Below are 24,249 nucleotides of genomic sequence, written 5' to 3' on the forward strand. Positions count from 1 at the left end.
ACGATCCAATTGGTTATTTATCAACTTATAGTTTGCAGTATGGATAAACTCAAAAGCATGCAGGTGTTTGCCGATGTTGTGCAACGTGGCAGCCTGGCCAAGTCAGCCGCCCATTTCTCGATCACCTCAACCATGGTCGGCAAACACATTAAGGCATTGGAATCTTACCTGGGGATCAAACTGCTCAACCGCACCACCCGCAAGCAATCACTCACCGAGGCCGGAGAAGTGTATTTTCGGGAGTGCCAACGGATATTGGCTGAAATTTCCGAAGCAGAAAACAGCCTGCAAGCAATTACCAACTCACCCCGTGGGCTGATTAGGATTAACTCGCCCGTCACCTATGGCAACTTGGTGCTGGCGCCCATTGTGGCTAAATTCCTCCAACAGTATCCAGACATCAACATCGAACTGACCCTAGACAACCAGCGTATCGACCCGCTAGACGAGCATGTGGATCTCATCGTGCGTATTGGCGAGTTGGAAAATTCGACCCTCATCGCCAAGCCCATTGACCACTACCCAATGCTGTTTTGTGCTTCACCGCAGTACCTGACCCGCCACGGTACACCGCAATCTATCAATAGCCTCATTGACCATGACTGCCTTGGCTTTAGTTACGGGGATATCCAGCCAAGCTTAGCATTAGGGATCAACACGCCAGCATTCAGCCGACAGCATTCTCGCCTGAGCTCGAACAGTGGGCAAGCGCTAAAAGAAGCAGCAATGCAGGGCGCCGGAATCATCTATCAACCTGCTATTTTGGTAAAAACCGCTATCTACGAGGGTACCCTGGTGGAAGTGCTTCAGCACGAGCGTCCTGCCCCTCGCCCGGTGCAGCTACTCTACAAAGGGCGCCAGCAACCGCTTAAAACCCGCACCTTTATCGATTTTTTGGTGTCGTCGTTGAAATAGGCTTGCAAACAATGTGGCAGCGGATGGCATAAAGCGAGCTGGATTCCGTTATGCCTCGCCCCCACAGAGGCCAAACACCAAAACAAATATACTGACCGCCCCAACGAAATCATGAGCGGCCTACTATGAAGGGGTTACATCTCGCCTTGTTGTTCTTAGCGGCAGCATCAGCGTCGGCAGCAGCAACATTGCCATCAACATCGGTTTCAGCAACAAGCGTCACCATTGCCAGTTGGAACATGCAGTGGCTTGATAACCAATCGAGACGCCCTGAATCCCTTCGTACCACCGAGGACTACTCGGCAATGGCAAAAGTCATTGATCAACTGGGTGCCGACATCCTTACCTTTCAAGAAGTCGCGGATATCGATTCACTGAATGAAGTGCTCAACAAGGTCGATCGCCCACATCAATACCGTATCGAGCTTTCAAGCAGGGCCCGGCACCAGAAGACACAGCCAAATCGTGCTGGCAAGAGAAGCTTGCGCTGGCAGCAATATGTCGGCTTCGCGATCAAGCCCCATGTACGTTATGTCCGCAGCCCCGATCTGGTTGCGCTTGATGTGACCAAGCGCCACTACCTCCGCTACGGCGTTGATATCACCTTACTGGATAACAAGCAGCGACCAAGCCTGCGCATACTGGCCATCCACCTTAAAAGCGGTTGCGCTTACTCGGAGCGGCTATCAGGCAAAACCTGCAAGCAACTCGCGAAACAATTCAAGGTTCTGGCACGCTGGGTTAAGCAACGCTACCGGGAAGGCATACCCTTTATGGTTGTGGGCGACTTTAACCGTCGGCTCAACCAAGCAGAAGATAAACTATGGCATCGACTCAATGACCATTCGCCAGCTGGCTTGAAGCTTCACAGAAGCACCCAAGCACAAATAAATCGGTGCCAAGTCAGGGCCTATAACCGCCAACGTCAACAGTGGTACACCCGCCGCAACCGGCATTTTATCGATCATCTCGTCATCGGCCCCCGAGCACAAAAAATGGCCGTCGCACATTCGTTCCAGCAACAGCGTTTCAACTCAAGTCACCAAGTGAAATACCGGCTTTCAGATCATTGCCCAATCAAAATGACGATAAATATCGACCCAGTTTGAAACTGCAACCTAATTTCAAGCAATCAGTAGAACGTCCAGCCTAGAAAATATGATCCTACTCATAAAACCACTACTGCAACATGCCTAATAAACAATACATACATTACCCTGCACACCAGCTGTGATACTCTCCCTGTTTAATATAATTAGAATTATATATAGCGCCCAATTTATATAACTTTTCTATAAAAAGCGCTCAAATTACGCAACCATTACGCAAGATATTTAACCTTGCGCAACCAACTGTAAACAAATTGGTACTAAAAATGAGAATTGGTGTATTACTCGGTGGTGACTCCAGCGAGCGAGAAGTCTCTTTAAAGTCAGGAAATTGCATTGCAAGCGCAATTGAGTCACTGGGTCACGAAGCAATCAAAATAGACCCGCGTCATATTGATATTACGCTTCAAGGTTTCTTCAACCTTGATAAAGTCTTTATCGCCCTGCATGGCGGCATGGGAGAAAGTGGCCATATTCAAGCCCTGCTCGACCTGCTCAAAATTCCATACACGGGTAGCGGCCTGCTCGCTTCTGCGACATCGTTGAACAAAAGTAAAACCAAGGAAGTGTGGAAATCCCACGGCCTTAAAACCGCTGACTGGATCCAAGTAAACAAACACACACCCACCGAATCCATCAAGAACTCTTTAGCAGATCTCACCTACCCGGTCGTCGTCAAGCCACTCAACCAAGGTTGCAGTATCGGTATAACCAAGGCAGATAACCCAGAGCAGCTTTTTGATGCCCTCATCAAAGCCTTCGAGTATGACGATAACATTCTCGTAGAAACCTTCATTACAGGTCGCGAGTACACCTGTGCCATCCTTGATGGCCAGCCGCTACCTTCGGTTCAAATCAAATCTGATACCTTCTTCGATTGGGATGCCAAATTCGGCAAGCAAACAGCGACCTACCACTGCCCTTCCGACCTCACTGCCGAGCAGGAAGAAAAGATGCAACAAGCCGCCTTGAAAGCCTATCAAGTATTGGGTTGTCGAGGCTGGGGCCGCGTCGATACCTTCCTTGATGACGAAGGCGAAGTGCACCTGATTGAGATGAACACCGTGCCGGGCATGACGACCCGCAGTGTCTTCCCGATGGCAGCAAAGGAAGTGGGGTTGAGCTTTGAGGATACCATCGCCAAACTGCTTGATGCCGCTAGCTATGATGAAGTGAATTAAGTCATTTTTTGTCACCCCAAATGCAAAAGGGCTATCAACCTCAGTTGATAGCCCTTTAAATTAGACCGTTTCGCTAACTACTAATGGTAAGCGCTATTTCAACGCTCGCACTAGCTCAGCAATACCTTCCCAGTCGCCATTGTCCATCATCTTCGTTGGTACCATCCAAGTACCACCACAAGCCACAACAGACTTAATCGATAGGTAATCTTCAACATTTGAAGGACTTACACCACCTGTTGGCATGAAGTTCACCGGGTAAACCGCAGTCAGTGCTTTCAGCATTGGTACGCCACCTGATGGCTCGGCAGGGAAGAACTTCAATGTACGTAGGCCCATCTCCATCGCCTGCTCAACCAAGCTTGGGTTATTCACCCCCGGTACAATCGGTACATTACGCTGCTGACAGTACTTCACCGTGGTTGGGTTGAAGCCAGGACTTACAATGAAGTCCACACCCGCATCAATAGCAATATCAACTTGCTCAGTGGTTAGTACCGTACCAGCGCCAATCAATAGCTCTGGGTATGCTTGGCGCATTTGGCGGATTGACTCTGCCGCCGCTTCAGTACGGAAAGTCACTTCCGCACAAGGTAGGCCGTTCTCTACCAGTACCTTAGCCAAAGGCAAGGCGTGTGCAACATCGTTGATGGCAATTACAGGAACGATTTTGATCTCTTTTAATCGTTGTTCAATGGTCGTCATAGATAACCTCTATAGAATGAAGCTTAAGGTTGCAACGATGATAAATGCGATACCACCCAGCAATGTTTCCATTACAGTCCATGTTTTCAGTGTTGTTTTCTCATCCATTTCCAGCAGACGAGATACCAGCCAGAAGCCAGAATCGTTAAAGTGTGAAAGTACTGTCGCACCACCGGCAATGGCAATAACGATGAAACATAGATCCAACTCGCTCAGACCGGTTGACGCAGCAACTACCGGCGCAATTAGCGCAGCCGTTGTGGTAAGTGCAACTGTAGCCGAACCTTGGGCAACACGTAGACAAGTTGAGATAACGAATGCCGCAACAATCACTGGCATACCTGTGTCTGTTAGTACGCCTGCCAATGCATCACCGATACCGCTGGCACGAAGTACGCCACCGAACATGCCGCCAGCACCCGTTACAAGGATCACACCACAAATCGGAGCTAGTGAGTCACCACATAGTTTTTCCAGTTTCGCCATACCGTAGTCTTTGGCAAACACCGCTAGACACGCAATCAAAGTAATTAATAGAGCAACAGGTGTCTTACCTAGCATGCGTAGGAACTCAACCACAGGCGTTTTACCGTCGATAACACCCGCTACAGCTAACGTGTTCAGACCCGTATCCAAGCAGATTAGGATCACTGGCATAACCAATAGCGTCATTACCGTGCTGAATTTCGGTAGCTTAGACTCATCAACAATGGCATCGCTGCTGAACGCTTTCGATAGTGGGATATCGAACTTCTTACCCGCGTAAAGTGCAAACAGGTATGAGCCAAGGTACCAAGTTGGAATAGCCACCAGCAGACCAACCACAAGCAATAGACCAATGTTCGCGCCAAGGAATTCAGCAGCAGCAACCGGACCTGGGTGCGGAGGAACAAAACCGTGCATCACAGCAAACGCACCCGCTGATGGCAATGCGTACTTAATAGGCGAACCGCCGAAGCGCTTAGCAACACTGAAGATGATCGGCATCATTACCACAAGGCCGGCATCAAAGAAGATTGGGAAGCCAAATAGCAAAGAGGCAACACCCAAAGCAAACGGCGCCCGCTCTTTACCGAAACGGCCAATCAAGGTATCCGCCAGTACTTTCGCACCGCCGGTGACCTCAAGAATCTTACCAATCATGGCGCCAAGACCAACCAGAAGAGCAACCGAGGCAAGTGTGCCACCAAAGCCGTTCATCATTGTCGGTACTACCTGATCTGAGGTAACGCCCGTCGCAATTGCGGTACCTAAACTCACAATCGTCAATGCCGCAAAAGCATGTACTTTAAGCTTAATAATTAAGACTAACAGCGCAACGATAGAGAGGGCTGCTATGGTTAGTAAAAAGGCTGGGTCAGGGGTTTGAGCAAGCTGCTCCATAAGTTCACCTATTAAATTTTACTTTGTGTGGTTGTTCACATTTATTGAAGTTACCGGTAACATGTTACCGATAACCTAACTAAGATAAACCCATATTTTAAAGTGAATTCAAAAATTGAGATCACGCGCAAATTTTAGTACGAGGAAAGATTATGGCGGGTAGTAGTGTCATTGTGATGGGCGTATGTGCTTGTGGTAAAAGCACTATTGGTGAACTTCTGGCTCAAAAACTAGGCCGAAAATTCATTGATGGTGATGACCTTCACCCTCGCGCAAACATTCAAAAAATGTCTTCTGGTCAACCACTTAACGATGAAGATCGTAAACCATGGCTAGAACGTATCCGTGATGCTTCTTATAGCCTCGAAAGCAAAAACGAGCATGGCATCATTGTTTGCTCGGCATTGAAGAAAAAATACCGCGACCAAATTCGCGAAGGTAACAACAACGTGACTTTCCTGTTCTTGAATGGCGACAAAGCACTGATCATGGAGCGTATGCGCATGCGCAAGGGCCACTTCATGAAAGAGCAAATGGTTGAAAGCCAGTTTGCTGCACTTGAGCGCCCGGACGACGAAGACGGCACTGTTGTCGTCAGCATCGATGCCACTATCGAGCAAGTTGTCGAAGAGGCTGCGAATAAAATCATCGCCAAGCAGGAGGCGGTACTATGACCCACCCAGTCGTACTCGCCGTTACCGAGCGCTTAGTTGAACGTAGCCAAGATCGCCGTGCAGCATTTCTCCAGCGTACCCAACAACAAGCCGATGCAGGCAAAGGGCGCATGGGACTATCATGCGGTAACCTAGCCCACGCAGTGGCCGCCTCTTGTTCAAGCGAAAAGAAACAACTACTGAACTTTACCCAATCCAATGTGGCTTTGATCAGCGCTTATAACGATATGTTAAGCGCCCACCAGCCATACAAGGATTACCCAGAGCAAATCAAGCAGGCGCTAGCTCAATATGGTCACACCGCCCAAGTTGCCGGTAGCGTACCTGCCATGTGTGATGGTGTTACCCAAGGTCAGGCCGGTATGGATATGTCGCTATTCTCACGCGACCTGATTGCCCAGGCAACGGCCTTGTCACTGAGCCATAACGTATTTGACTCAACACTGTTGCTGGGGATTTGTGACAAAATCGCACCGGGTCAGTTGATGGGGGCACTGTCTTATGCCCACCTGCCGACGGCTTTCGTCCCTGCCGGCTTGATGGCAACTGGCATTAGCAACGATGAAAAAGTCAATGTGCGCCAGAAATTTGCAGCAGGTGAAGTAGGTAAAGATGCCCTGCTTGAAATGGAGTGCAATGCCTACCACTCGGCTGGCACCTGCACCTTCTACGGTACGGCAAATACCAACCAACTGGTATTTGAAGCCATGGGCCTAATGCTGCCAGGTTCGGCATTTATCCACCCGCATTCCGAACTTCGCCATGCACTAACCGATCATGCCGCCGTGAAAATTGCCGCAATGACCGAAGGATCAACCCACTTCCGCCCGCTTTCTGACGTGGTTAACGAGAAGAGCCTGATCAACGGTATCATTGCCCTATTGGCATCGGGGGGGAGTACCAACCATACCATCCACATGCTAGCTGTTGCCCGTGCCGCTGGCCTGAACCTAACTTGGCAAGACATTAGCGATCTATCTGAAGTAGTACCGCTGCTAGCACGCGTTTACCCTAACGGTCCCGCAGACATGAATGCCTTCCAACAAGCCGGTGGCGTACCTGCATTGCTGCACCGCCTGAATGAGTCGGAGCTACTTCATCGTGATGTGACGCCGACCTTCGGTACTTTTGACGATCAAATGACCTTGCCGGCATTAGAAAACGGCGAATTGGTTTGGCACTCATGCCAAGGAAGCCAAGATCCTGAGGTGATCGCCGCACCTGCAAGCGTTTTCCAAAACACGGGTGGTACCCGGGTACTTAAGGGCAACCTCGGCTCATCGGTCGTCAAAGTATCGGCGGTAAAAGAAGATCAGCGCCTGATCGAAGCGCCGGCGGTGGTTTTCTCATGCCAGCATGAAGTTGAAGCGGCATACAAACGTGGCGAGCTCAACAAAGACTGTATTGTTGTTGTCACCCATAACGGCCCTGCCGCAAACGGCATGCCTGAGCTGCACAAGCTCATGCCAATTCTGGGTAACATCCAGAAAGCGGGCTTTAAAGTGGCACTGGTGACGGACGGTCGCTTATCGGGCGCCTCGGGCAAGATCCCATCGGCTATCCACCTATCACCGGAAGCCATCCGTGGAGGGGCTATCGGCTTGGTTCGCGATGGCGATCTCATTCGCTTGGACTGCGAAACCGGCACGCTAGACAACTTGGCTGACACCTCAGGCCGTACCCATACCGAACTCGACACCGAAGCGAACCAACAAACTTGGGGACGTGACTTGTTCAAAGTGTTCCGCCAAAACGTCACCAGCGCGGAACAAGGCGCAAGCTTTATCATCTAATAAAAAAAGTGGAGCCAGCTGGCTCCACCCTTTGTCTATACCTTACAAACTCTTGTTTATACCTTACAAGCTTTCGCCTTCGGTGACGGTAAAACCAAGATCATGCACCTTCAGCGCTTCAGGCTTTCCCTCAATGGACGACAGCAACAGCTCAGCACTTTTCTCACCAATCTCAAATCGTGGTGTATCAACACTGGTCAAGCGTGGCGAAATTGCCTGACCGATATCAAGGGCGTTATAACCCACAATACTCAGCTGCTCTGGCACTTGGATCCCGCGCTCCTTACAAGCAAGGATGGCCCCGATGGCAATATCATCATTGGTGCAAAACACCCCGTCTAACGCTGTCGTTTCCTCCAATGCGCGCACCAGCAGCTCCCCGCCTAGGGTAAAGCTGGAATGCTCCTGGGTCAGGATATGGGATTTTTCCAATCCGGCTTCATCCATCGCCCGATCGTAGCCTGCCATACGCAGTTGGGTACGGGTATCCAAACGGGCACCAAAATAAGAGATGTGCTTTTTACCCTTCTCAATCATGGCTTTAACTGCGGTATATGACGCTTCGACATGATCAAGCCCAACCACCATGTCGATAGGGCTATCTGGCAATTCCATCGCTTCCACTACCGGAATGCCAGCCGTTTTGATCATCTGTAACGTTCTTGCCGTGTGTGATGTGCCGGTCAGGATCAGGCCATCCACCTGATAGGACAACAACGATGCGATCTTACGCTCTTCCACTTCTTCGTCGTAACTAAAGTGGGCAATCAAGGTTTCATAGCCCTTGGCATTGGTCACGGCCTCGATGCCCTGGGCAAAGCTGGCAAACACTTGGTTCGACAACGACGGCAGTAATACCCCAATGGCCTTACTGGAGGACTTAGACAGCATGGCCGGCGCGCGGTTTTGGATATAGCCCAGCTCTTCAACCACAACCGCTATTTTCTCGCGAGTTTTTGCCGAAACCGACTCAGGGTTGCGCATGTATCGGCTAACGGTCATTTTGGTAATACCAACACGGTCGGCAATATCTTGAAGGGTTGGACGGGACTTTTTTTGTTCTTGTTGCATGCTGGGAATCGTAAACTGCGAGGATTAAGTATGATGTTACAGTAACATAACAATATAGCTAGGTAAAAGTAATTGCATATCATTAAAATGACAGCACTTTATCGCCAATGTTAAGCTGACAGTCAGCATATGCAATAGCATTAAACGTATACTGAAAGAATAGACAAGCAGCTGATCACTCAGTGTAATTCTCGCAGTGCAATGCTCCACCATGATTTCGCATCGCGTGATCACCCTCTCCCCTTAGCTGTCGCAATCACTTGCTAGTCTTAATTTAAAGCGTGAAAGAAAGCCAAACACTGCTACGCTTTTACTGTCTGGCTCTTATCCCCCGAATCATTTCGGGCACAAGGGCCACACTGCATCTGTACCTTGAAGTCGGTGGACTTAGTCATGTAATGCTCAACAAGTGGAGGAAACAATGAAAAAGCTCTTCGTGCTGTTCTGTATCGCCTTCTCTAGCTTTACTTTCGCTGAAGGAATGAGTGGAGGCAGTAGTGCCACAGTACCGTATATCATCTGTATGCAAGACGGTAAGATTCTCGGCACCACAGCAATCCCTGTATACGAGTGTGACAAACTCAAAAAAGCCGAGGCTAAAAAGTCTCAGTACTAATGCATACCTTGTAGACATACCATCGGCTAGGCAACCTCGGTTGGCTAGCCTTTTCTTTTATTCCTGCACCCACACTGCAAAGATACAAAACTTAACAATATATTCATGGCACAAATAATTGACGATTGGTATTTTCCCTACGCTTATTGGGGTAAATCCAATCACAATGACACGCATAATATAGCTACAGAGAATAGTGACCATGATCCTTTTGTTATTGATACTTGTCTGTTCCTTGCTGACTATCCTGTCGACAAAGGAGAAAGTGCCAGTAAGGAAAAAGATCTATGGCGCCAGTGCAGTCTTGTCTTTCATGCTGATGTGCCACTTTCTGATTGATTTTTTACTGGAAGAAAAGAAACGTCGTACCCTGCCCACCAAGCCACCACAAGTGGTGATCGACAATACTGCTGACGTTTATCGCAATATCAACGATGAGCAATTCAGCTACCAGGAAATGGAGGCTATCGCTCAAGCCCTTCATCACCAACTCTCCCAATCGGAAGACGAGATAAAACAACTTCAACAACGGTTAGACGCGAAAAGGGCCTTTATTCTAGATAATTGGGAAGGAGAATCCCCAATTGAGGTTGGAAGCACTCGCCTGGAGCCGTGATCAAATACAGTGACAAAACTCGCGGCTAGTAGCTCAATTCAAACGTCACAGAGCCGCTGTCGACATCCAGCGAATCTAAATCATTGAGCTCACCACCAGCCTGCACCGAAATACTAAAATCATCAGTGGCATTGAATTTTACCCCGGTGCCAAACTCAGTGGGATCAGATGAATTCATATTCTGGTTTACGCTATGGTCATCAACCATGGTGTTATGAACAGGGCGGTTGCCTTCACCGATGAATTCCAGTCGCTGGGTTTGCTTCGACTCTTGGATAAACACCTCGCCAAGCTCACGCTCCTGAGCCAGTAATGAGCCAGAAACCGAGCTCCCAAGCAACAATGCAAGCACCATTAAATGTTTACGCATAACGACCATCCTTGTTGCGCCCCTCGATAAAAAGCAATTTGGTGTTCTTATTTAGATTACCGCTCTCATAAGCAGAGTCAATTATTGCATAGAAATGGCAAAGAAAAACCCGCCTTGGCAATCCAACGCGGGTTTTCAATACTTATCACTAAATACAACGAAGCTGCTATTAACGCACGAAAATTAACGTACCTGACGAACGCGGAACGAGCGGCCTTTCAGTTTGCCGTTTTCCAGCTTCTTCAAGGCGAAGCGGGCAACGTCGCTCTTCACTGCCACAAAGGCTGTCATGGCAAACACATTGATTTTGCCAACCTGATCGCCACGGATACCATTTTCACCCGTTAGCGCCCCCAGAATATCGCCTGGGCGGACTTTCTGCTTCTTACCACCACCGATTTGCAGCGTTACCATCGAAGGGCGATGGGTTGGCTGATCAAGCAGGTGGAGCGGAGGCAGTTCTTCGCCTTCAATCGTCTTATCAAGGTAGTCTTCCAACAGGGCAATCTTGTAATGCTCTTTGTCGCTAAAGAACGAACAAGCGATGCCTCGGCTACCCGCTCGGCCTGTACGGCCAATACGGTGAACATGCACTTCGGTATCACGGGCAACATGGTAGTTGATCACGCAATCCAACGCGTCGATATCAAGGCCGCGGGCAGCCACATCGGTGGCCACCAGCACAGAGGCGCTCTTGTTCGCAAAACGCACCAAGGTCTGGTCACGCTCGCGCTGCTCCAAATCACCGTGTAGCGCAAGGGCACTGAAGCCATAACGCTCCAAGTCATCCGCCACTTCCTGCGCTTCACGCTTGGTGTTACAGAACACGACAGTGGACTCAGGGCGGTGCTGCGATAGCAACAGGCGCAGCGCCGTCATACGGTCGTCGTTGGTTTCCACTTTGTAGAAATGCTGATCGATACTGCTGCTATCGTGGGTGGACTCCACCTTCACCATAACCGGCTTATGCATAATGCGGCTGGCAATCGACTCAATCTGCTTCGGATAAGTAGCACTAAACAGCAAAGTTTGGCGGTCAACCGGCGCGGCATCAGTAATGGCATCCAAGGCATCCTGGAATCCCATTTCCAGCATACGGTCGGCTTCGTCCAATACCAGCAAGTTAAGATCATCAAGCGATAGGAAGCCTTTACGCAAATGCTCTTCAACACGGCCCGGCGTACCAACAATGATATGGGCACCATGCTCAAGCGAGCCGATTTGCGGACCAAAAGGCATGCCGCCGCATAGCGTCAGTACCTTGATGTTATGAATCGCGCGTGCCAACTTGCGGATTTCTTTCGCGACCTGATCGGCCAGTTCGCGGGTCGGGCACAACACCAAAGATTGGATACGAAAACGCTTCACGTTCAGGTGATCAAGCAAGCCCAAGCCAAATGCCGCAGTTTTACCCGAGCCGGTTTTACCCTGAGCAATCACGTCCTTGCCCGCCAAGATGTGCGGTAGGCTCTGTGCCTGGATCGGGGTCATTTCTTCGTAACCCATGGTGGTCAGGTTACTAAGAAGATCTGGTTTAAGGCTTAAGTTTGAAAATGCGTTCTTGCTCACAGGCAGTATCCTATCATCCCCCGCACACCCAAACGTGTTGCGTATGCAGGCAAAAAAGAAATCATAAATCGTGATACCGCTGGTCGAAATACAGCACCTATCACCTCAAGGGCAGCGACACTAACAGCCTTGGGGATAAAAAGATAGCAATAATCGCCAAAGAATAGCCGTCCCGTTCAAGCGGGGAAGCAAACAAGAATGAAATAGGAAAAAGGAGGGTTTAAACTTGGTTGCCACGCAATGGCAACCAAGTAGTTAACATTCCTGATCTAACCTTGGGCTGGGCCTGAGGTTACAGCGCCGAGGTGTCGGACGCTTTGGCTTGCTCTGCCTTGCCCTCGTTGCTCGCTGTCGCTATCGGGCGGGCAATGTGCGGCGACTGGGTAAGTTGCACCTGCATCGACACCACATTCCCCACCATATCCAGCAGCGATGCCCACTGCACGGTTTTTTCTTGCTCAAACAAGGAATCAAAGTTATCCGGCGTCCATTCGACGAACGGGCGGGGGTCCAGCGCCCGGCCAAGGAAGCGGATTTCATAGTGCAAATGTGGGCCCGTTGATAGACCGGAATTCCCTGACCAACCGATCAAGTCTCCCTTGCGAACAAACTTACCACGCTTAACATTGAACTTGCTTAGGTGTGAGTAAGTGGTCGCAAACCCCATCGCATGCTCAACCTTAAGGAAATTGCCCGACCCTTTGTTGCTCGGACGAATGATCTCCACCACCCCATCAGCCGGCGCATAAATTTCTGTCCCCGTGTTGGCCGCAAAGTCCAACCCAAGGTGACGTTTAAGCTTGCCGGTTACCGGGTGGATCCGCGCGCCGAAATGCGACGACATACGAATACCCGGCGTAGGACTGCCGTTAGGTAGCATTCTAAACAAGGTACCGCGCACTGCGGAGCTGATTGCCGCACTATCGACTCGGTCTTCCAGCGAAATTTCTTCGCCGTCTTCCGATGACTGCAAACCCAAGATAGTCTCAACGTCATCGATACGCTGAGTTAACACTTCCAGCTCGACTTTCTTGCTATGTAGCTCATCGAGTAGGGCTTGGTTCACTTCGTTTTCCGCTGATAGTGACTCGGTCAACTGCTCAGCCTGCACGTTCAGCTGGCTCAACTGCTGATTCGAACGCAAGTTCTCCTGATACAGGCTATAAACACTGAAACTACCGACGCCAATGGTTAGCAATAGCGAACTCGCCACCAAGGCGGCATAGCGTTTCTTCAGGCGGTTAATGACATAATGAGAGGAGCCCCGGTGATCTGACACCGAGATACAAATATTGTCTGACATGGTTTCCGACGACTACTCGTTAATTGGTTTTTGTAAATCAGCGAGCTGCTCTAGCTCTCGGTGTAATAGTTCGTCGGTTCCAACATTCAGTTCGACCAGACGCCGGAGGTGCCCGGCACTTTCAATATCAATATGATAAATCTGCATACGTAAGTAGTGAGCGTCATGGTGAACGAGTTCAGTTTCCATCCTCAATGCGATATCGCATTCATGCAGGCAAAATTTTACCCAGTAGCGCCCATCGGGGCTGGCTCTCCAGTTATCCGGACAAGTCAGTAAAATTCCACGCAATGACAAATCCCGCACTTCTGCCTGCCACTCGTCACCGGAGTGGGTAAGCGTTGCCGGAACTTGGTAAAGAATGCGACTAAAATGACGACGTTCGACCATAAACACTTCATTTTTGTTGTTCTTTTATCCACTAAGTATAAAGATTTTGAGATGTTTCTCCATCTTTTTACATTGCGCCTACAGACAAAATAAAAAAGTTATGATCTAGATTCGCTATTTACCCCGTTCATTTAGCTGCAACCGCTTTCTCATGCTCCAGCAACCAAATTTTAATGTCTAACCCACCCGCATAGCCGGTCAGTTTGCCCGAGCTACCTATCACCCGATGGCACGGTACAATAATTGGAATTGGGTTCTTGCCGTTTGCGGCCCCTACCGCCCTTACCGCCTTTGGGTTGCCAATTTGGTTAGCTATGTCCCCGTAGGAGCAAGTCTGGCCATAGTCCAAAGTATTGAGTACCTGCCATACAGTGCGCTGGAATGCCGTCCCCTTCATGTTCAACGGCACATCAAACGCCAACCTCTTGCCTGCGAAGTAATCAGAGAGTTGCTCGAAACAGAGCGCCGTCATCGCATTGGGCTGTTGCACCATATCGGGGGCAGCATCAAATTCTATGGCCGTGACAGCGCTGTCGTCCGCGACAATATTCAGCCAGCCAAACGGGCTATTAATCAGTTGATTGCTCATGACAAGGTATTCCATAAATAAAGTGTTAAGTAACTGCGCCAAGGGGCTGCCAGTTCAGGCTTGCAAGGTGTCTTTGCTATCGCTTTCTTCACCCCGAGATCGCCTTCAAGAAAAATATCCGGATCGCTTATCCCACGCATGCGCAGGTAGTTCACCGTCCAAGGGCCAATCCCCGGCAAGGCCAGCAAGGCTTGGCTGTCGTGCAAATCATGCTCGCAGGCATACGCCGCGAAGGTTTTAATGGTTTCGCGCCTGCGTTGCGGCATTCCAAGGGTATCGAGATCCAACAGCCCAAACTGCGCAGGACGGGGAAAGAACAACTTTTGTTGCTGGTTATCCGGGTTCATCGCCACCAGCTTAGCCACCAGGTTTCTAGCCGCCTTCACCGATACCTGCTGGCCAAGGATAGCCCGTATTCCCGCCTCAAACGGGCTCCATACCCCGGGTAGCCGTAACCCGGTGATAGCCGGTTGAGGCATGCCAACCGCTTGCCCAACCCGGCTCTCAATCAAGGTCGAATCGGCATCCAAATCCAAGCAGCGGCGAATATTGGCAATCACTTTGGCTAATTCGGTCAACTCAGATAACTGGATCTCGACAAGGAACCTTGCCTTATCACCTTGGTGCCTTGCGGTAAACCACCCCGTCCCCAAGCCGTCGTTGATCGTCCGGCCGTAATAGTCATCCCCCAACCATTCCAGCCCTTCTATTAAGCGTGAAGCGAAAAAGTCGTGAATGTCTTGCCAATTATACGGTGGGCGATATGACAAGCTGATGGTTATGGCTTTACCGCCCAGTATCTTATCGTCATTTTCCTTGCGCAGTGCCGAAGGCGACAACGAAAACTGTTTTTTGAAGCAGTCATTGAAGCGGCGGATACTGTTAAAGCCGCAGGCATAAGCCAGCTGGGTGATTGGTAGGTTGGTTTCATGCAATAGCTTTTTTGCCAACAAGCATTGGTTATACAAGCTGTAGGCTTTTGGTGATAAGCCTATTTCCTCAACAAATAGCTGCCGAAGGTAACGATCGCTAACCCCTAACCGCGCCGCGAGTTCTGAAAGCGAATGCTCAGCAAGATCGCCTTGCTCTATTAGCCCCATTGCACGGGTCAAGGTCGCATTTTTCCCCCGCCAAGCCGGAGAGCCCGGCGCACTATCAGGGCGGCAGCGCAAGCATGGACGATACCCGGCCTGGGCAGCCGCAAACGCCGAGTCGAAATATTCAACGTTCTTTTCCAACGGTGAAGGCGCAGGGCAAATTGAACGGCAGTATATGCCTGTGGTTTTCACGGCAGTGAAGAACAAGCCGTCGTAGCGGTTATCCCGCGCCAACCTGGCTTGCTGGCACTGAGCGGGTGACATCATAGCGGTGACCCCTGATTAAGTCGTGATTCGACAATGGTTAAGTGATGATCCTTAACTCAAGTCTACCGCCTGTGATGCCCTTTACTAGCCATTTTCGGAACTGAATGCTGACCAACGATAATAGCGCTATTTACCCAGCGTTGTGATTTACCAAGCGCCGTTATTTGCCAATCGTTACTATTTACCAAGCGTGGCTATTTCAATTTAACAGCGGTGCCGTAAACCAAAATCTCACTGGCACCTTGCATTATCGCCGACGTCGTAAAGCGCACATTGACAATGGCATCGGCTCCAATCGACTCAGCCTCGGTGATTGCGCGGTGCAAGGCTTCATTGCGCGCTTCGGTCAACATCTCGGTATAGCCTTTGATCTCGCCGCCAAAGATGGTCTTGAAGCCAGCCATGATATCTCGCCCGACATGCTTCGATTGCACCACGTTTCCCGTGACGGTGCCCAATGCTTCACTGATCTCCCTACCGGGTACATCTGGGGTTGTTACAAACAGCATGGTCATCTCCTTAGTTAATCACCAATTAGAAAAGGTATAAGAGTTGCCGGCTAAAGGCAAAACAAGACAACAAAAAGCGTTCACGCTGATCAAACAGTGACTTAATGCTACTATCGATATATATCAAGCTACAAGGAACGAAGATGACGGCCTTTTCAGAATTTATCAAACATGTCGGTCGCGGCGAGAAAGGACGGCGCCCGCTGACCCAAGAAGAAGCCAAAGAAGCGTTGGGCATGTACCTCGATGGCAAAGCTAAGCGCCTCCAGCTAGCCACCCTGCTGATGCTGCAACGGGTTCGCTGCGAAACCAATGAAGAAGCTGCAGGTTACATTCAAGCCTTGCGTGAACGCATATCACCGCAATGGCAAGCGTTGGATGTGGATGTCGACTGGCCGTGTTTTGCCGGTAAGCGCCGCCAACCGCCTTACCTGCTGCTTGCAGCCAAGCTGCTGGCTCAAAATGGTATCCGGATCATGCTTAGCGGCCACCTTGCGGTTGATGCTATCAAATACCAAATTGAAAGTGCCTGCCCTGACTTGGGGATCCGGCAAGCCAGTACCCCCGAGGAAGCCAGTCAAATCCTTGGAAAAGACAACATCTGCTATATCCCCCTGTCAGCGTACTGCGAGCCACTGATTGAGCTGCTAGCACTTCGCGATTTAGTCGGGCTTCGTACCCCGCTCAATACCGTTGCCAGGGCGCTGAACCCAACCGCAGCCCCTTTTGCCATCCATGGTATCTTCCACCAAGGCTACGAACAATTGCACGCAGAAGCGGCCCAGCTGGTCGGCGACAGGAACATGGTGGCGCTAAAAGGTGAAGGCGGTGAGAGCGAGCGCAATCCGCGCACGGCCTGCCGTGTCGCAGGTGTCCAGCAAGGGCAGCTGTTTAACGAAGAGTGGCCAACCTACCTCGAAGGGGCATCAGGCAAGCACGGCGAGATCAGCGGGACGTTTTTACAGCAACTCTGGCTTGGTGAAGTCGAGAACAACTATGGTAAGCATGCCGTTATATCAACCGCCGCATTGATCCTCAAATTGATGGGGGTATGCCCCGATCAAGCTGCAGCATTGGAGCAAGCTGGCCACTGGTGGGAACATCGCTTGGCTTAACGGCCCCTGCCGATATTTACCGAAATAAAAACACCGGCTGACAAAGCCGGTGTTTTTATTTCAACGCCAAAGGAAGCAGGAAAGAATTAATCAATACGCACCGAAATTGGTGTATCACTATTGATCTTGAACTCGTTCACTTCCGCTGCCAGCTCAGTCATTCGCGATTTCACCATCGCCATCTCATCATGGATATTGGCAATGGCCTGCATGGTATTGCCTGCCAACTCAAGTAGGCCGTCAACATCGCTATCAACGCTACGGGCGGTTTGCGACTGCTGCTCAGAAGCGGCTGCAATACTGGTGTTGAAATCGGCAATTTCATTAACATTACCAATCAATCCTTCTACCAATGCCTTGGTTTCAGAAACGACCTGCTGAGTTTCCAGGCTCGATTCACGGCTCTGCTGCATATTCTGGTATGAGGTTTTGGCATCATCTGAAATACCATTGAGTAGCTGGCGAATATCTTCAGTCGACTGCTTGCTACGCTGGGCCAGCGTTCTCACCTCATCGGCCACCACGGCAAAGCCTCGGCCCTGCTCTCCAGCACGAGCGGCTTCAATTGCCGCATTCAGCGCCAATAGGTTTGTCTGCTCAGAAATCGCATTAATCGTATCAAGGATCTCCGACACGCTACCCATCTGCTTTTCCAGTGATTCAATGCAGTGATAGGTTTCGTTCACGCTTTCCAACAAGCTTGTTGTTGAGGTAAGTGAGCGCTCGCTATGGGTAAAGCTTGATTCAGCACTCTCACGTACAGAGTCTGTGCTGCGCTGGGCATCGGTAGTGACCCCGGCAACCTCCTCACTGGTTTGTGCCATTTCGGTCATTGCCGTAGCAATGCTATCGCAACGGGTATGGGTTTGCTCACTGTCGTTGCGGGCACGGGAAATCAACTGCACCATGGCCTCGATTTCATTCTGGGTATCGTCAGCCACGGTATGGGCTTTTTGCAGGGTCTCCCGCATGCTGCTTGTCAGGTGATCAAGCAATCGGGCGATCTGGCCGAACTCATCTTCCTGCTCATCACCGACACGGATCGTTAGATCTTTATTGGCCGCCATTGTCGAAAGCTGCTTCGACAAGCGCTCCACTCGCTGAGTCAGCTGGCGCAGCGACATCACGGTCAACACCACCAGTGGCACAATCACCAAGGAGATGACAGCAAACGACAGCCATAGCATTTGCTGGCTGTAGGTCTTGTGGGCAGATACGGTCGCAACCAACTCGCTGGTCATCTGATCACGCAGTGCCTTCACCATACCAATACGCTCGGTCGCCAACGCAAACCACTGTGAAGCCTCGGGCCCGTTGACAGTATCCAGTGATGCTTTCTGGCCAAGGAACTGCTGCTGAATTTGCATTACCTGCTGCCATTGGCTGGTACCAGTAATACGGTTAACTTCCGCAGCCATATCACCGGTTAACAACAGTTGCGCCTGACGCAAGGCATAACTTTCAGCTTTAATATAGCTATCAATTTGGGCGTAGCGCTCCAGATCAGCCTGCTTCGCTGCAAAGACGCCGTTCAGCGCGCCACGCGCCATGCCCGCCTGCTCCTTAATGACCAACAATTGCAGTAAGCCTTGCATCTCTTGCTTGAGCTCAGCGTTACTGATTTGGGAAAGCAGGATAGACAGGTTATCCAACGCCAACTTGTTAATGTTGGAGTAGTAGGCAAAAGGCGAGTCCACCAGCACTAACGCATCAACTTGACGGCGGATGTCTTGTCGTCTGTCTAATTGCTCACGCACCACACCAACCAGTTGGCGCATTTCACCCGCATTCAAATACTCAGGCTGGAAACTCAGTAGTGCCTGATAGGCCTGATCGGCGGCAACACGCTGCTTAGTCAGTGCTGCGACCTGCTTACCTTGCCCCTTGGAACCAATCACACCAGCAGTTAGCCCTCGCTCAACCGCAAATTGATGGGCCACTTCATCATACCGGTTAAATAACGCGACGGTTTCTTCTGCAATTTTGGCTTCTTGCAGCGCGGTAAGTTGGGTATTGATCTGCAATGAAAGGAACGTTAGCAGCAAAATGGTAGGAACAATAAAGACAACTTGTAGGGTGCGCCTGACTGTCAGTTTACGAAGCGGGTTAAACATAAATAACCTCTTTTTATTAATGGAGCCTCATTATTTAGTCAAAGGTAGCAAAATCTATACTCATAAGGGATTAGATTGCATACTTTTTGCAACTTTAATGACAGAGATCAACAACTTATTTTCCAGAGCCCTATGTACACAATTGATGACAAGTTAATCAATTAGATCTGGTATTTACCATAAAGTTACCCACTGAATTTGTGGATAACAGTAAAAAATCCTTATTAAACAGAAAATTAATAAAATCAACATGCAATAGACGCTTTTATTAATAAAAAAGCATGATATTCAGTGATAAGGCGCGAAGCGGCCAATTTGGGGCGCGGGTAAGATACCATTGAGGCATAATCATGCACTTATAGTGTGCACAATTATAATTCAGGCAAATAAAAAGCCGCACCATTGCAGTGCGGCTTGTACTTATATCTCTATTGTTGCCGTCATGCTCAACTCGACACTCGCCGGGTCAACGCACATCAGGCGTGAATGTTATGTTTCACTACTTGCGGCTTCGCCACTCATTACGTTGAGTATGCCGTGCCCGGATACAGTCACTAATTTAAAACGGGCATCAATCTGTATTGGCGAAGAAGTATAAATATTTTGTGTTGCTCACCAAATTGTAAACTAAGCATAAAAAGCACTTAGCGTGTTGCGTTTACGGTATAACAATGTAGCTGTGTTACTTTTAACGCAATGGTTGATTCTCATCAACCTGATCCCTGTAGCCCTGAGCCCTATGAAAACAGCTCATTCCTCCGTAAGCTTTTAATGAAACAGCTCGTTTACAGGTCACACAATAAATATGGTACTAATTCGTACTTTTAGCAAACAGATTTCGAAAAATCTTATGCTGAAATGTGATCTCACTTGTCCAAGTACTTCCAAAAGTAACAATCTTAGGTTGCATCCCCGATCGGTCCAGATCTGGTGTAAAATACACAGTTCTGTTATCCACTATTTACAAGGCCTTTTTGATTCAATGACAGCGATTGCAGCCACCCTGCTACGTATCCCCACCGCCCAAGCTGCGCTAGCCCTTGCCACAACTGGTACGGGATTGGCGTGGTCTTTGTTCTTCCCCAGCGAGGAAAGCTGGATACGGGGAACCTGCGCATTCATCGGCGCGCTACTGCTAACGCCTGTCGTTGCAAAATACCTGCTGAACCCCAAACAATTTATCACCGACCTTCGTCATCCGCTCTATGGCAGCTTGATGGCTCCCATGTCGATGTCGCTGCTGATGCTGGCTGACTACCTGTCATCTATCAATGTTTTTGCCGCCAAGTTACTTTGGTATCCAGCTTTGAGCCTACATTTTACGATGCTAAGCATCTTCTTCTTCTTTCAGCTCAGAAAGTTTCGCTTTACCAACCTTTATCCAAGCTGGTTTCTTTACCCGGTTGGGGCGATCAGCGGCACCTTGGCCGGTACCCAAATAGGCCAGGAAGAATTTGCCCTGGCGATGACTGACATCTGTATTACCATCTACTTCCTGATGCTGCCTGTCGTCTTGTACCGCCTTTGCTTTTCAGGCCGCTTGCCTCGCCCAGCAAGGCCAACACTTGCCATTATGGCAGCCCCCGTCAACCTTGCGCTGACAGCTTATCTTGTCAACGTTGAAGAACCGGATCCGATCCTTACCGGTGCATTAGCCGGCGTGGGTATCACCATGACCATCTTGGTGTACCTCTGCTATTTCTATCTGCTCAAACAGCGTTTTCAACCATCACTGGCTGCGGTCACCTTCCCTTCGGTGATCAGTGCCGTTGCCCTAGAGCGCCTGACGCAGCAACTGCTGGTTGATTACCCCCACTGGGTATGGCTAGAAAGACTGGGCGCATTCGAGCTCGTTGTTGCCACTGGCTTGGTACTCTGGGTTGGCTGGAATTACCTCGGATATTACTGCCCTAAGGCCGCGCCACAACGCCTGCTGTCATCCAATACCTAGCCCACTTAAGCAAAATAAAGAAAAGACCTTGTTTTTTATAAGGCCTTTTTATTTTCTGGTCATATACTTATAAAGGGAAAGATGAAGGAGGTTGACCATGAAGCTACTTGTTATATTGGTTACAGCGTTCACGCTCTTTGCCTGTACTGGCCAAAGTCAGTATGAAGACGAACTGGCACAGAAAGGGCAATGGGAATACCTTGGCCTCAAAGATGGTGAATCTGGCCGTATTGTCAGAAACCAATCAGAGCTAGAACTACTCAACAGCCTCTCCGAGGCTGACATCGAAAAATACATGCTCGGTTACCAAAAGGGCATCGAAGACTACTGCCTTCCTTACAACACCTACAAACACGGTAAAAATGGCCAACAATACACAGGCCAATGCCTAAATACCGCCAATGAGCGATTGGCTGTTGAAGGTTGGGAAGTGGGCTACAAGGAATATGTCGCTGGGCAGGATCTGCTTTGGCTAAACAGCGAATAAGCGTTATAAATTGAAAGAAAAAACGGCGCTGGACTTATGCCCAGCGCCGTTTCCCGTTCCGTAATTACCCTGTGTTCCAAGCAGGATATCTGGGTTTCCCCAGCACAATCTACAAGCATGATATGCGCAATAGATTTGCCATTCCCCTTCCTACAAAAAGGGCAACAGTACAAATATTGTTGATTTGATGCTCTTAAATCATGAAGCTAATTTATCATATTTTTTTATTAACACAAAAACTATTTTAGTTTACTCAACTTAATTTGATCGAAATCATCTGAAGCTGACCTTAAAACCAAACCAGTTGCATATCGATTTGCAGGCGACTAAATGTCAATTATCCAACCCGAGCAAAAAACAAACACGGCTGTTGCTTTTTTAAAAAAATCACAGAGTGGTAAAAAAGCGCACTACCAATTTGCTTTATTCACAGAAAAAGTTGTAATTACTGCTCCGTGATCTGACGGATGAAACTCTTGGTGTCCATCATTAAGAAGACACTTTGCCTCAACAGCTGTAATTTGATCCCCTTTATAATGAATAAAGTCGATACGTCCTTGGCCGGGGTTGGAAGTATGGAAAGGCGACCAAGTGAAACAGAGATCTTTCGTCTCATCAGGGTAAACCTCACGGTATGAATCAATATATCCTTCATTTTGAAATAACTCTGACTTTGGCAATGAAAGCTGTCCACGTCCGTAACGATTAGAGGCATCGGTATAATCCAAGTGCGAAATCGTATTGTGATCACCGCCGACAATGATTGGCCTTGTGCTTTGCGCTGATGCTTCAAATTCAGGCAATGCAGCTTCAAGCACACTATAATCGGCCGCAAAATCAATTTCAGTCAGTTCTTCGTTCGTTATTTCAGGATCGGCTGCACTGTTGACAGTATCATCACCATAATGAAGCCAAGTGCTGTAAACATCAATTTCACGCCCTTCACCAATATCTAATCGCACGCCGACAAAACGCCCATCATTTATCAGCTCGTCCAATATAGGAAAACGAGATAAAACTGTGATGTTTTGACCTTCCGCGTCGGTTTTTGGCCATAAATGAAAACCAAGTTTATCTGCTAGCGCCTGCTGATAACCATATGACTCTTGCATAAGCACAATATCAACGCCGTTTTCTACCATTTGCTCGTAAACATATTCTTGGCTTCGTGCCCCTCCAGGTGCAGCACCAGCCCACCAAATGTTATACGCCATCACCCTAATTTGATCCGGCGTTTGTGTCTCATCAATCTCAGCTTCAGTAGTAAACCTCCAGACATCACCAATGGCAATCTCTCCATTCGTAACGACATCAACCCGCCAGTAGTACGTTTTACCCGGTTCGAGCAATTCTGGCTTAAAAAAGCTATCCGTGGTTGAGTGCTCTGAAATTACGTTTTTAAAATCTTCAGAGTCGCTAACAAACACTTTAAATGTTCTACCCTCATCACTCATAAATTCCGGAGGCAACTGCCATGACAACTCAAAGTTTTTAAAGCGAATATTCTTTACCCCAATAGATGGAGTTGGGTTGATAGCAGGTACACCCACCGCTTCCTCACCACTTTCTCTACTGAATAATGCCTTCACATAGCGCCCTGACATCTCGTTTTGGTAGACGCGAATATTGTCCATCGCCATTTTAGCTGACTGAACATCTGGGTATGGGTTCACTTCCCCTGGGTAGCTGCGACCAAAATGCAATGCTGGTGAGTTAACTAAGATAGGTTCGCCAGTACCGGCCAACTCACCATTCAAGAAAATTTGAGAGTATTCCAAACTAGAAGTGACGACTATGTGATGCCACTTCCCACGCTCGACCGGTACATCATCAATTAAATTAACAGGCGGAGCATCATTCGGCTCTGTAGAACCATGATATTTACGCCACAATTCAAGCGTACCGCTATCAGGGTCATACATTAAAAAAGGCTCACGGCCTCGTCGGGTATTTTTGGAACCATCCATGATAGACAGAATTTGTCCAGACTCTTGCTCTTTATCAAGCTTGAACCAGAAAGAGACAGCTCGTTGTTCCGAAAGCTGTATATCTTCAATACTCAGCATTGAATCGTAATCGAAATAAAGAGCCTCAGAACCATTGAAACTCATGGTACGCCCGACCAAAGTATCATAGTCATGCTCAACAAGTGTTGCGGTTTTTATTTGACCAACATTATCTGGTGCAATTTTCACACCATACGGTTCAGTATCGACATCCCATGCAACTGCTAGCGTTACATTCGAATCCGGCTTTATGTGATTGGGTATGTTTTGTCCATGCTGCTCACCGGATACAGAAACGGTCTCGTCATCACACCCCGTTATTGCCCAGGCAATTAACGCCACCAGAGCTGAATATTTCCATTTAATCACAACTTTTTCCTTGCCATTGGTTGAAGAAGGCAAAGCATAATTTCGAATGA

22 protein-coding genes are annotated in these 24,249 nt (G+C 49.0%); 10 read left to right on the forward strand and 12 right to left on the reverse strand.

From position 1 onward, the window contains the following. Window positions 1-39: 39 nt before the first annotated feature. From C9I98_RS18055 to C9I98_RS18065, 3 genes are all read left to right on the forward strand, one after another. Window positions 40-915: a LysR substrate-binding domain-containing protein gene (locus tag C9I98_RS18055; RefSeq protein WP_036817518.1), complete on the forward strand. Its 876-nt coding sequence runs from the start codon at window positions 40-42 to the stop codon at window positions 913-915. 125 nt (window positions 916-1,040) lie between these two features. After that, entirely contained in the window at window positions 1,041-2,024 is a 984-nt protein-coding gene (locus C9I98_RS18060) for an endonuclease/exonuclease/phosphatase family protein (protein ID WP_081878837.1), read from the forward strand. 266 nt (window positions 2,025-2,290) lie between these two features. After that, entirely contained in the window at window positions 2,291-3,205 is a 915-nt protein-coding gene (locus C9I98_RS18065; RefSeq protein ID WP_036819331.1) for a D-alanine--D-alanine ligase family protein, read from the forward strand. Between the two features lie 93 nt (window positions 3,206-3,298). On the opposite strand, the gene C9I98_RS18070 is transcribed toward C9I98_RS18065, so the two are convergent. Beyond that, window positions 3,299-3,910, reverse strand: coding sequence for a bifunctional 4-hydroxy-2-oxoglutarate aldolase/2-dehydro-3-deoxy-phosphogluconate aldolase (locus C9I98_RS18070; protein ID WP_036819329.1), 612 nt, complete (start codon window positions 3,908-3,910; stop codon window positions 3,299-3,301). 9 nt (window positions 3,911-3,919) lie between these two features. Then, complete coding sequence (locus C9I98_RS18075) at window positions 3,920-5,293, reverse strand: GntP family permease (protein ID WP_036819327.1); 1,374 nt, start codon at window positions 5,291-5,293, stop codon at window positions 3,920-3,922. A 152-nt stretch (window positions 5,294-5,445) separates the two neighbouring features. On the opposite strand from C9I98_RS18075, the gene C9I98_RS18080 reads away from it, so the two are divergent. After that, a complete protein-coding gene (locus C9I98_RS18080) occupies window positions 5,446-5,967 on the forward strand; it encodes a gluconokinase (RefSeq protein WP_036819325.1) in 522 nt (173 codons plus the stop codon). After that, window positions 5,964-7,760 carry a phosphogluconate dehydratase gene (gene edd, locus C9I98_RS18085; RefSeq protein ID WP_036819323.1) on the forward strand — a complete coding sequence of 599 codons (1,797 nt, stop codon included), beginning with the start codon at window positions 5,964-5,966 and terminating at the stop codon, window positions 7,758-7,760. Before C9I98_RS18080 ends, edd begins: the two co-directional genes overlap by 4 nt. 63 nt (window positions 7,761-7,823) lie before the next feature. Here edd and C9I98_RS18090 read toward each other — a convergent pair whose 3' ends face one another. Beyond that, window positions 7,824-8,831, reverse strand: a complete 1,008-nt coding sequence (locus tag C9I98_RS18090; protein ID WP_036819321.1) for a substrate-binding domain-containing protein — start codon at window positions 8,829-8,831, stop codon at window positions 7,824-7,826. 421 nt (window positions 8,832-9,252) lie between these two features. Here C9I98_RS18090 and C9I98_RS18095 point away from each other — a divergent pair, with 421 nt between their 5' ends. Both C9I98_RS18095 and C9I98_RS18100 read left to right on the forward strand, forming a co-directional pair. Further along, window positions 9,253-9,447, forward strand: coding sequence for a hypothetical protein (locus C9I98_RS18095; RefSeq protein ID WP_036819319.1), 195 nt, complete (start codon window positions 9,253-9,255; stop codon window positions 9,445-9,447). 265 nt (window positions 9,448-9,712) lie between these two features. Then, window positions 9,713-10,063 carry a WXG100 family type VII secretion target gene (locus tag C9I98_RS18100; protein WP_146153888.1) on the forward strand — a complete coding sequence of 117 codons (351 nt, stop codon included), beginning with the start codon at window positions 9,713-9,715 and terminating at the stop codon, window positions 10,061-10,063. A gap of 25 nt (window positions 10,064-10,088) precedes the next feature. Here C9I98_RS18100 and C9I98_RS18105 read toward each other — a convergent pair whose 3' ends face one another. The 7 genes from C9I98_RS18105 to C9I98_RS18135 form a co-directional block, all read right to left on the reverse strand. After that, window positions 10,089-10,433, reverse strand: coding sequence for a hypothetical protein (locus C9I98_RS18105; RefSeq protein ID WP_036819315.1), 345 nt, complete (start codon window positions 10,431-10,433; stop codon window positions 10,089-10,091). A gap of 183 nt (window positions 10,434-10,616) precedes the next feature. After that, window positions 10,617-12,002 (reverse strand): ATP-dependent RNA helicase DbpA, encoded by a 1,386-nt coding sequence (dbpA, locus tag C9I98_RS18110; RefSeq protein WP_036819312.1) that lies wholly within the window; start codon window positions 12,000-12,002, stop codon window positions 10,617-10,619. 292 nt (window positions 12,003-12,294) lie between these two features. Next, window positions 12,295-13,305, reverse strand: a complete 1,011-nt coding sequence (locus C9I98_RS18115) for a M23 family metallopeptidase (protein ID WP_036819311.1) — start codon at window positions 13,303-13,305, stop codon at window positions 12,295-12,297. Window positions 13,306-13,317: 12 nt separating this feature from the next. Further along, window positions 13,318-13,695, reverse strand: coding sequence for a PilZ domain-containing protein (locus C9I98_RS18120; protein ID WP_036819309.1), 378 nt, complete (start codon window positions 13,693-13,695; stop codon window positions 13,318-13,320). Between the two features lie 127 nt (window positions 13,696-13,822). After that, window positions 13,823-14,284 carry a methylated-DNA--[protein]-cysteine S-methyltransferase gene (locus C9I98_RS18125; RefSeq protein ID WP_036819307.1) on the reverse strand — a complete coding sequence of 154 codons (462 nt, stop codon included), beginning with the start codon at window positions 14,282-14,284 and terminating at the stop codon, window positions 13,823-13,825. Further along, window positions 14,281-15,648 (reverse strand): DNA-3-methyladenine glycosylase 2 family protein, encoded by a 1,368-nt coding sequence (locus C9I98_RS18130; protein ID WP_036819305.1) that lies wholly within the window; start codon window positions 15,646-15,648, stop codon window positions 14,281-14,283. Before C9I98_RS18130 ends, C9I98_RS18125 begins: the two co-directional genes overlap by 4 nt. Before the next feature lie 194 nt (window positions 15,649-15,842). Beyond that, window positions 15,843-16,157, reverse strand: a complete 315-nt coding sequence (locus C9I98_RS18135) for a YbjQ family protein (protein ID WP_036819304.1) — start codon at window positions 16,155-16,157, stop codon at window positions 15,843-15,845. 143 nt (window positions 16,158-16,300) lie between these two features. On the opposite strand from C9I98_RS18135, the gene C9I98_RS18140 reads away from it, so the two are divergent. Further along, entirely contained in the window at window positions 16,301-17,272 is a 972-nt protein-coding gene (locus C9I98_RS18140; RefSeq protein ID WP_036819303.1) for a glycosyl transferase family protein, read from the forward strand. 86 nt (window positions 17,273-17,358) lie between these two features. On the opposite strand, the gene C9I98_RS18145 is transcribed toward C9I98_RS18140, so the two are convergent. Then, window positions 17,359-19,386, reverse strand: a complete 2,028-nt coding sequence (locus C9I98_RS18145; protein ID WP_107272305.1) for a methyl-accepting chemotaxis protein — start codon at window positions 19,384-19,386, stop codon at window positions 17,359-17,361. Between the two features lie 982 nt (window positions 19,387-20,368). Between C9I98_RS18145 and C9I98_RS18150 the strand changes: the two genes are divergently transcribed. Both C9I98_RS18150 and C9I98_RS18155 read left to right on the forward strand, forming a co-directional pair. Further along, window positions 20,369-21,337: a TDT family transporter gene (locus C9I98_RS18150; protein WP_036824038.1), complete on the forward strand. Its 969-nt coding sequence runs from the start codon at window positions 20,369-20,371 to the stop codon at window positions 21,335-21,337. A gap of 97 nt (window positions 21,338-21,434) precedes the next feature. After that, the gene (locus tag C9I98_RS18155; protein ID WP_036824041.1) at window positions 21,435-21,824 is read left to right on the forward strand and encodes a DUF2799 domain-containing protein; all 390 of its coding nucleotides are present in this window, start codon (window positions 21,435-21,437) and stop codon (window positions 21,822-21,824) included. 410 nt (window positions 21,825-22,234) lie between these two features. Here the strand turns inward: C9I98_RS18155 and C9I98_RS18160 are convergent, their stop codons facing one another. Next, window positions 22,235-24,199, reverse strand: coding sequence for a LamG-like jellyroll fold domain-containing protein (locus C9I98_RS18160; protein ID WP_107272306.1), 1,965 nt, complete (start codon window positions 24,197-24,199; stop codon window positions 22,235-22,237). Between the last annotated feature and the right edge of the window lie 50 nt (window positions 24,200-24,249).

Origin of the sequence: Photobacterium sanctipauli, assembly GCF_003026495.1 — a bacterium.
GTDB lineage: Bacteria > Pseudomonadota > Gammaproteobacteria > Enterobacterales > Vibrionaceae > Photobacterium > Photobacterium sanctipauli.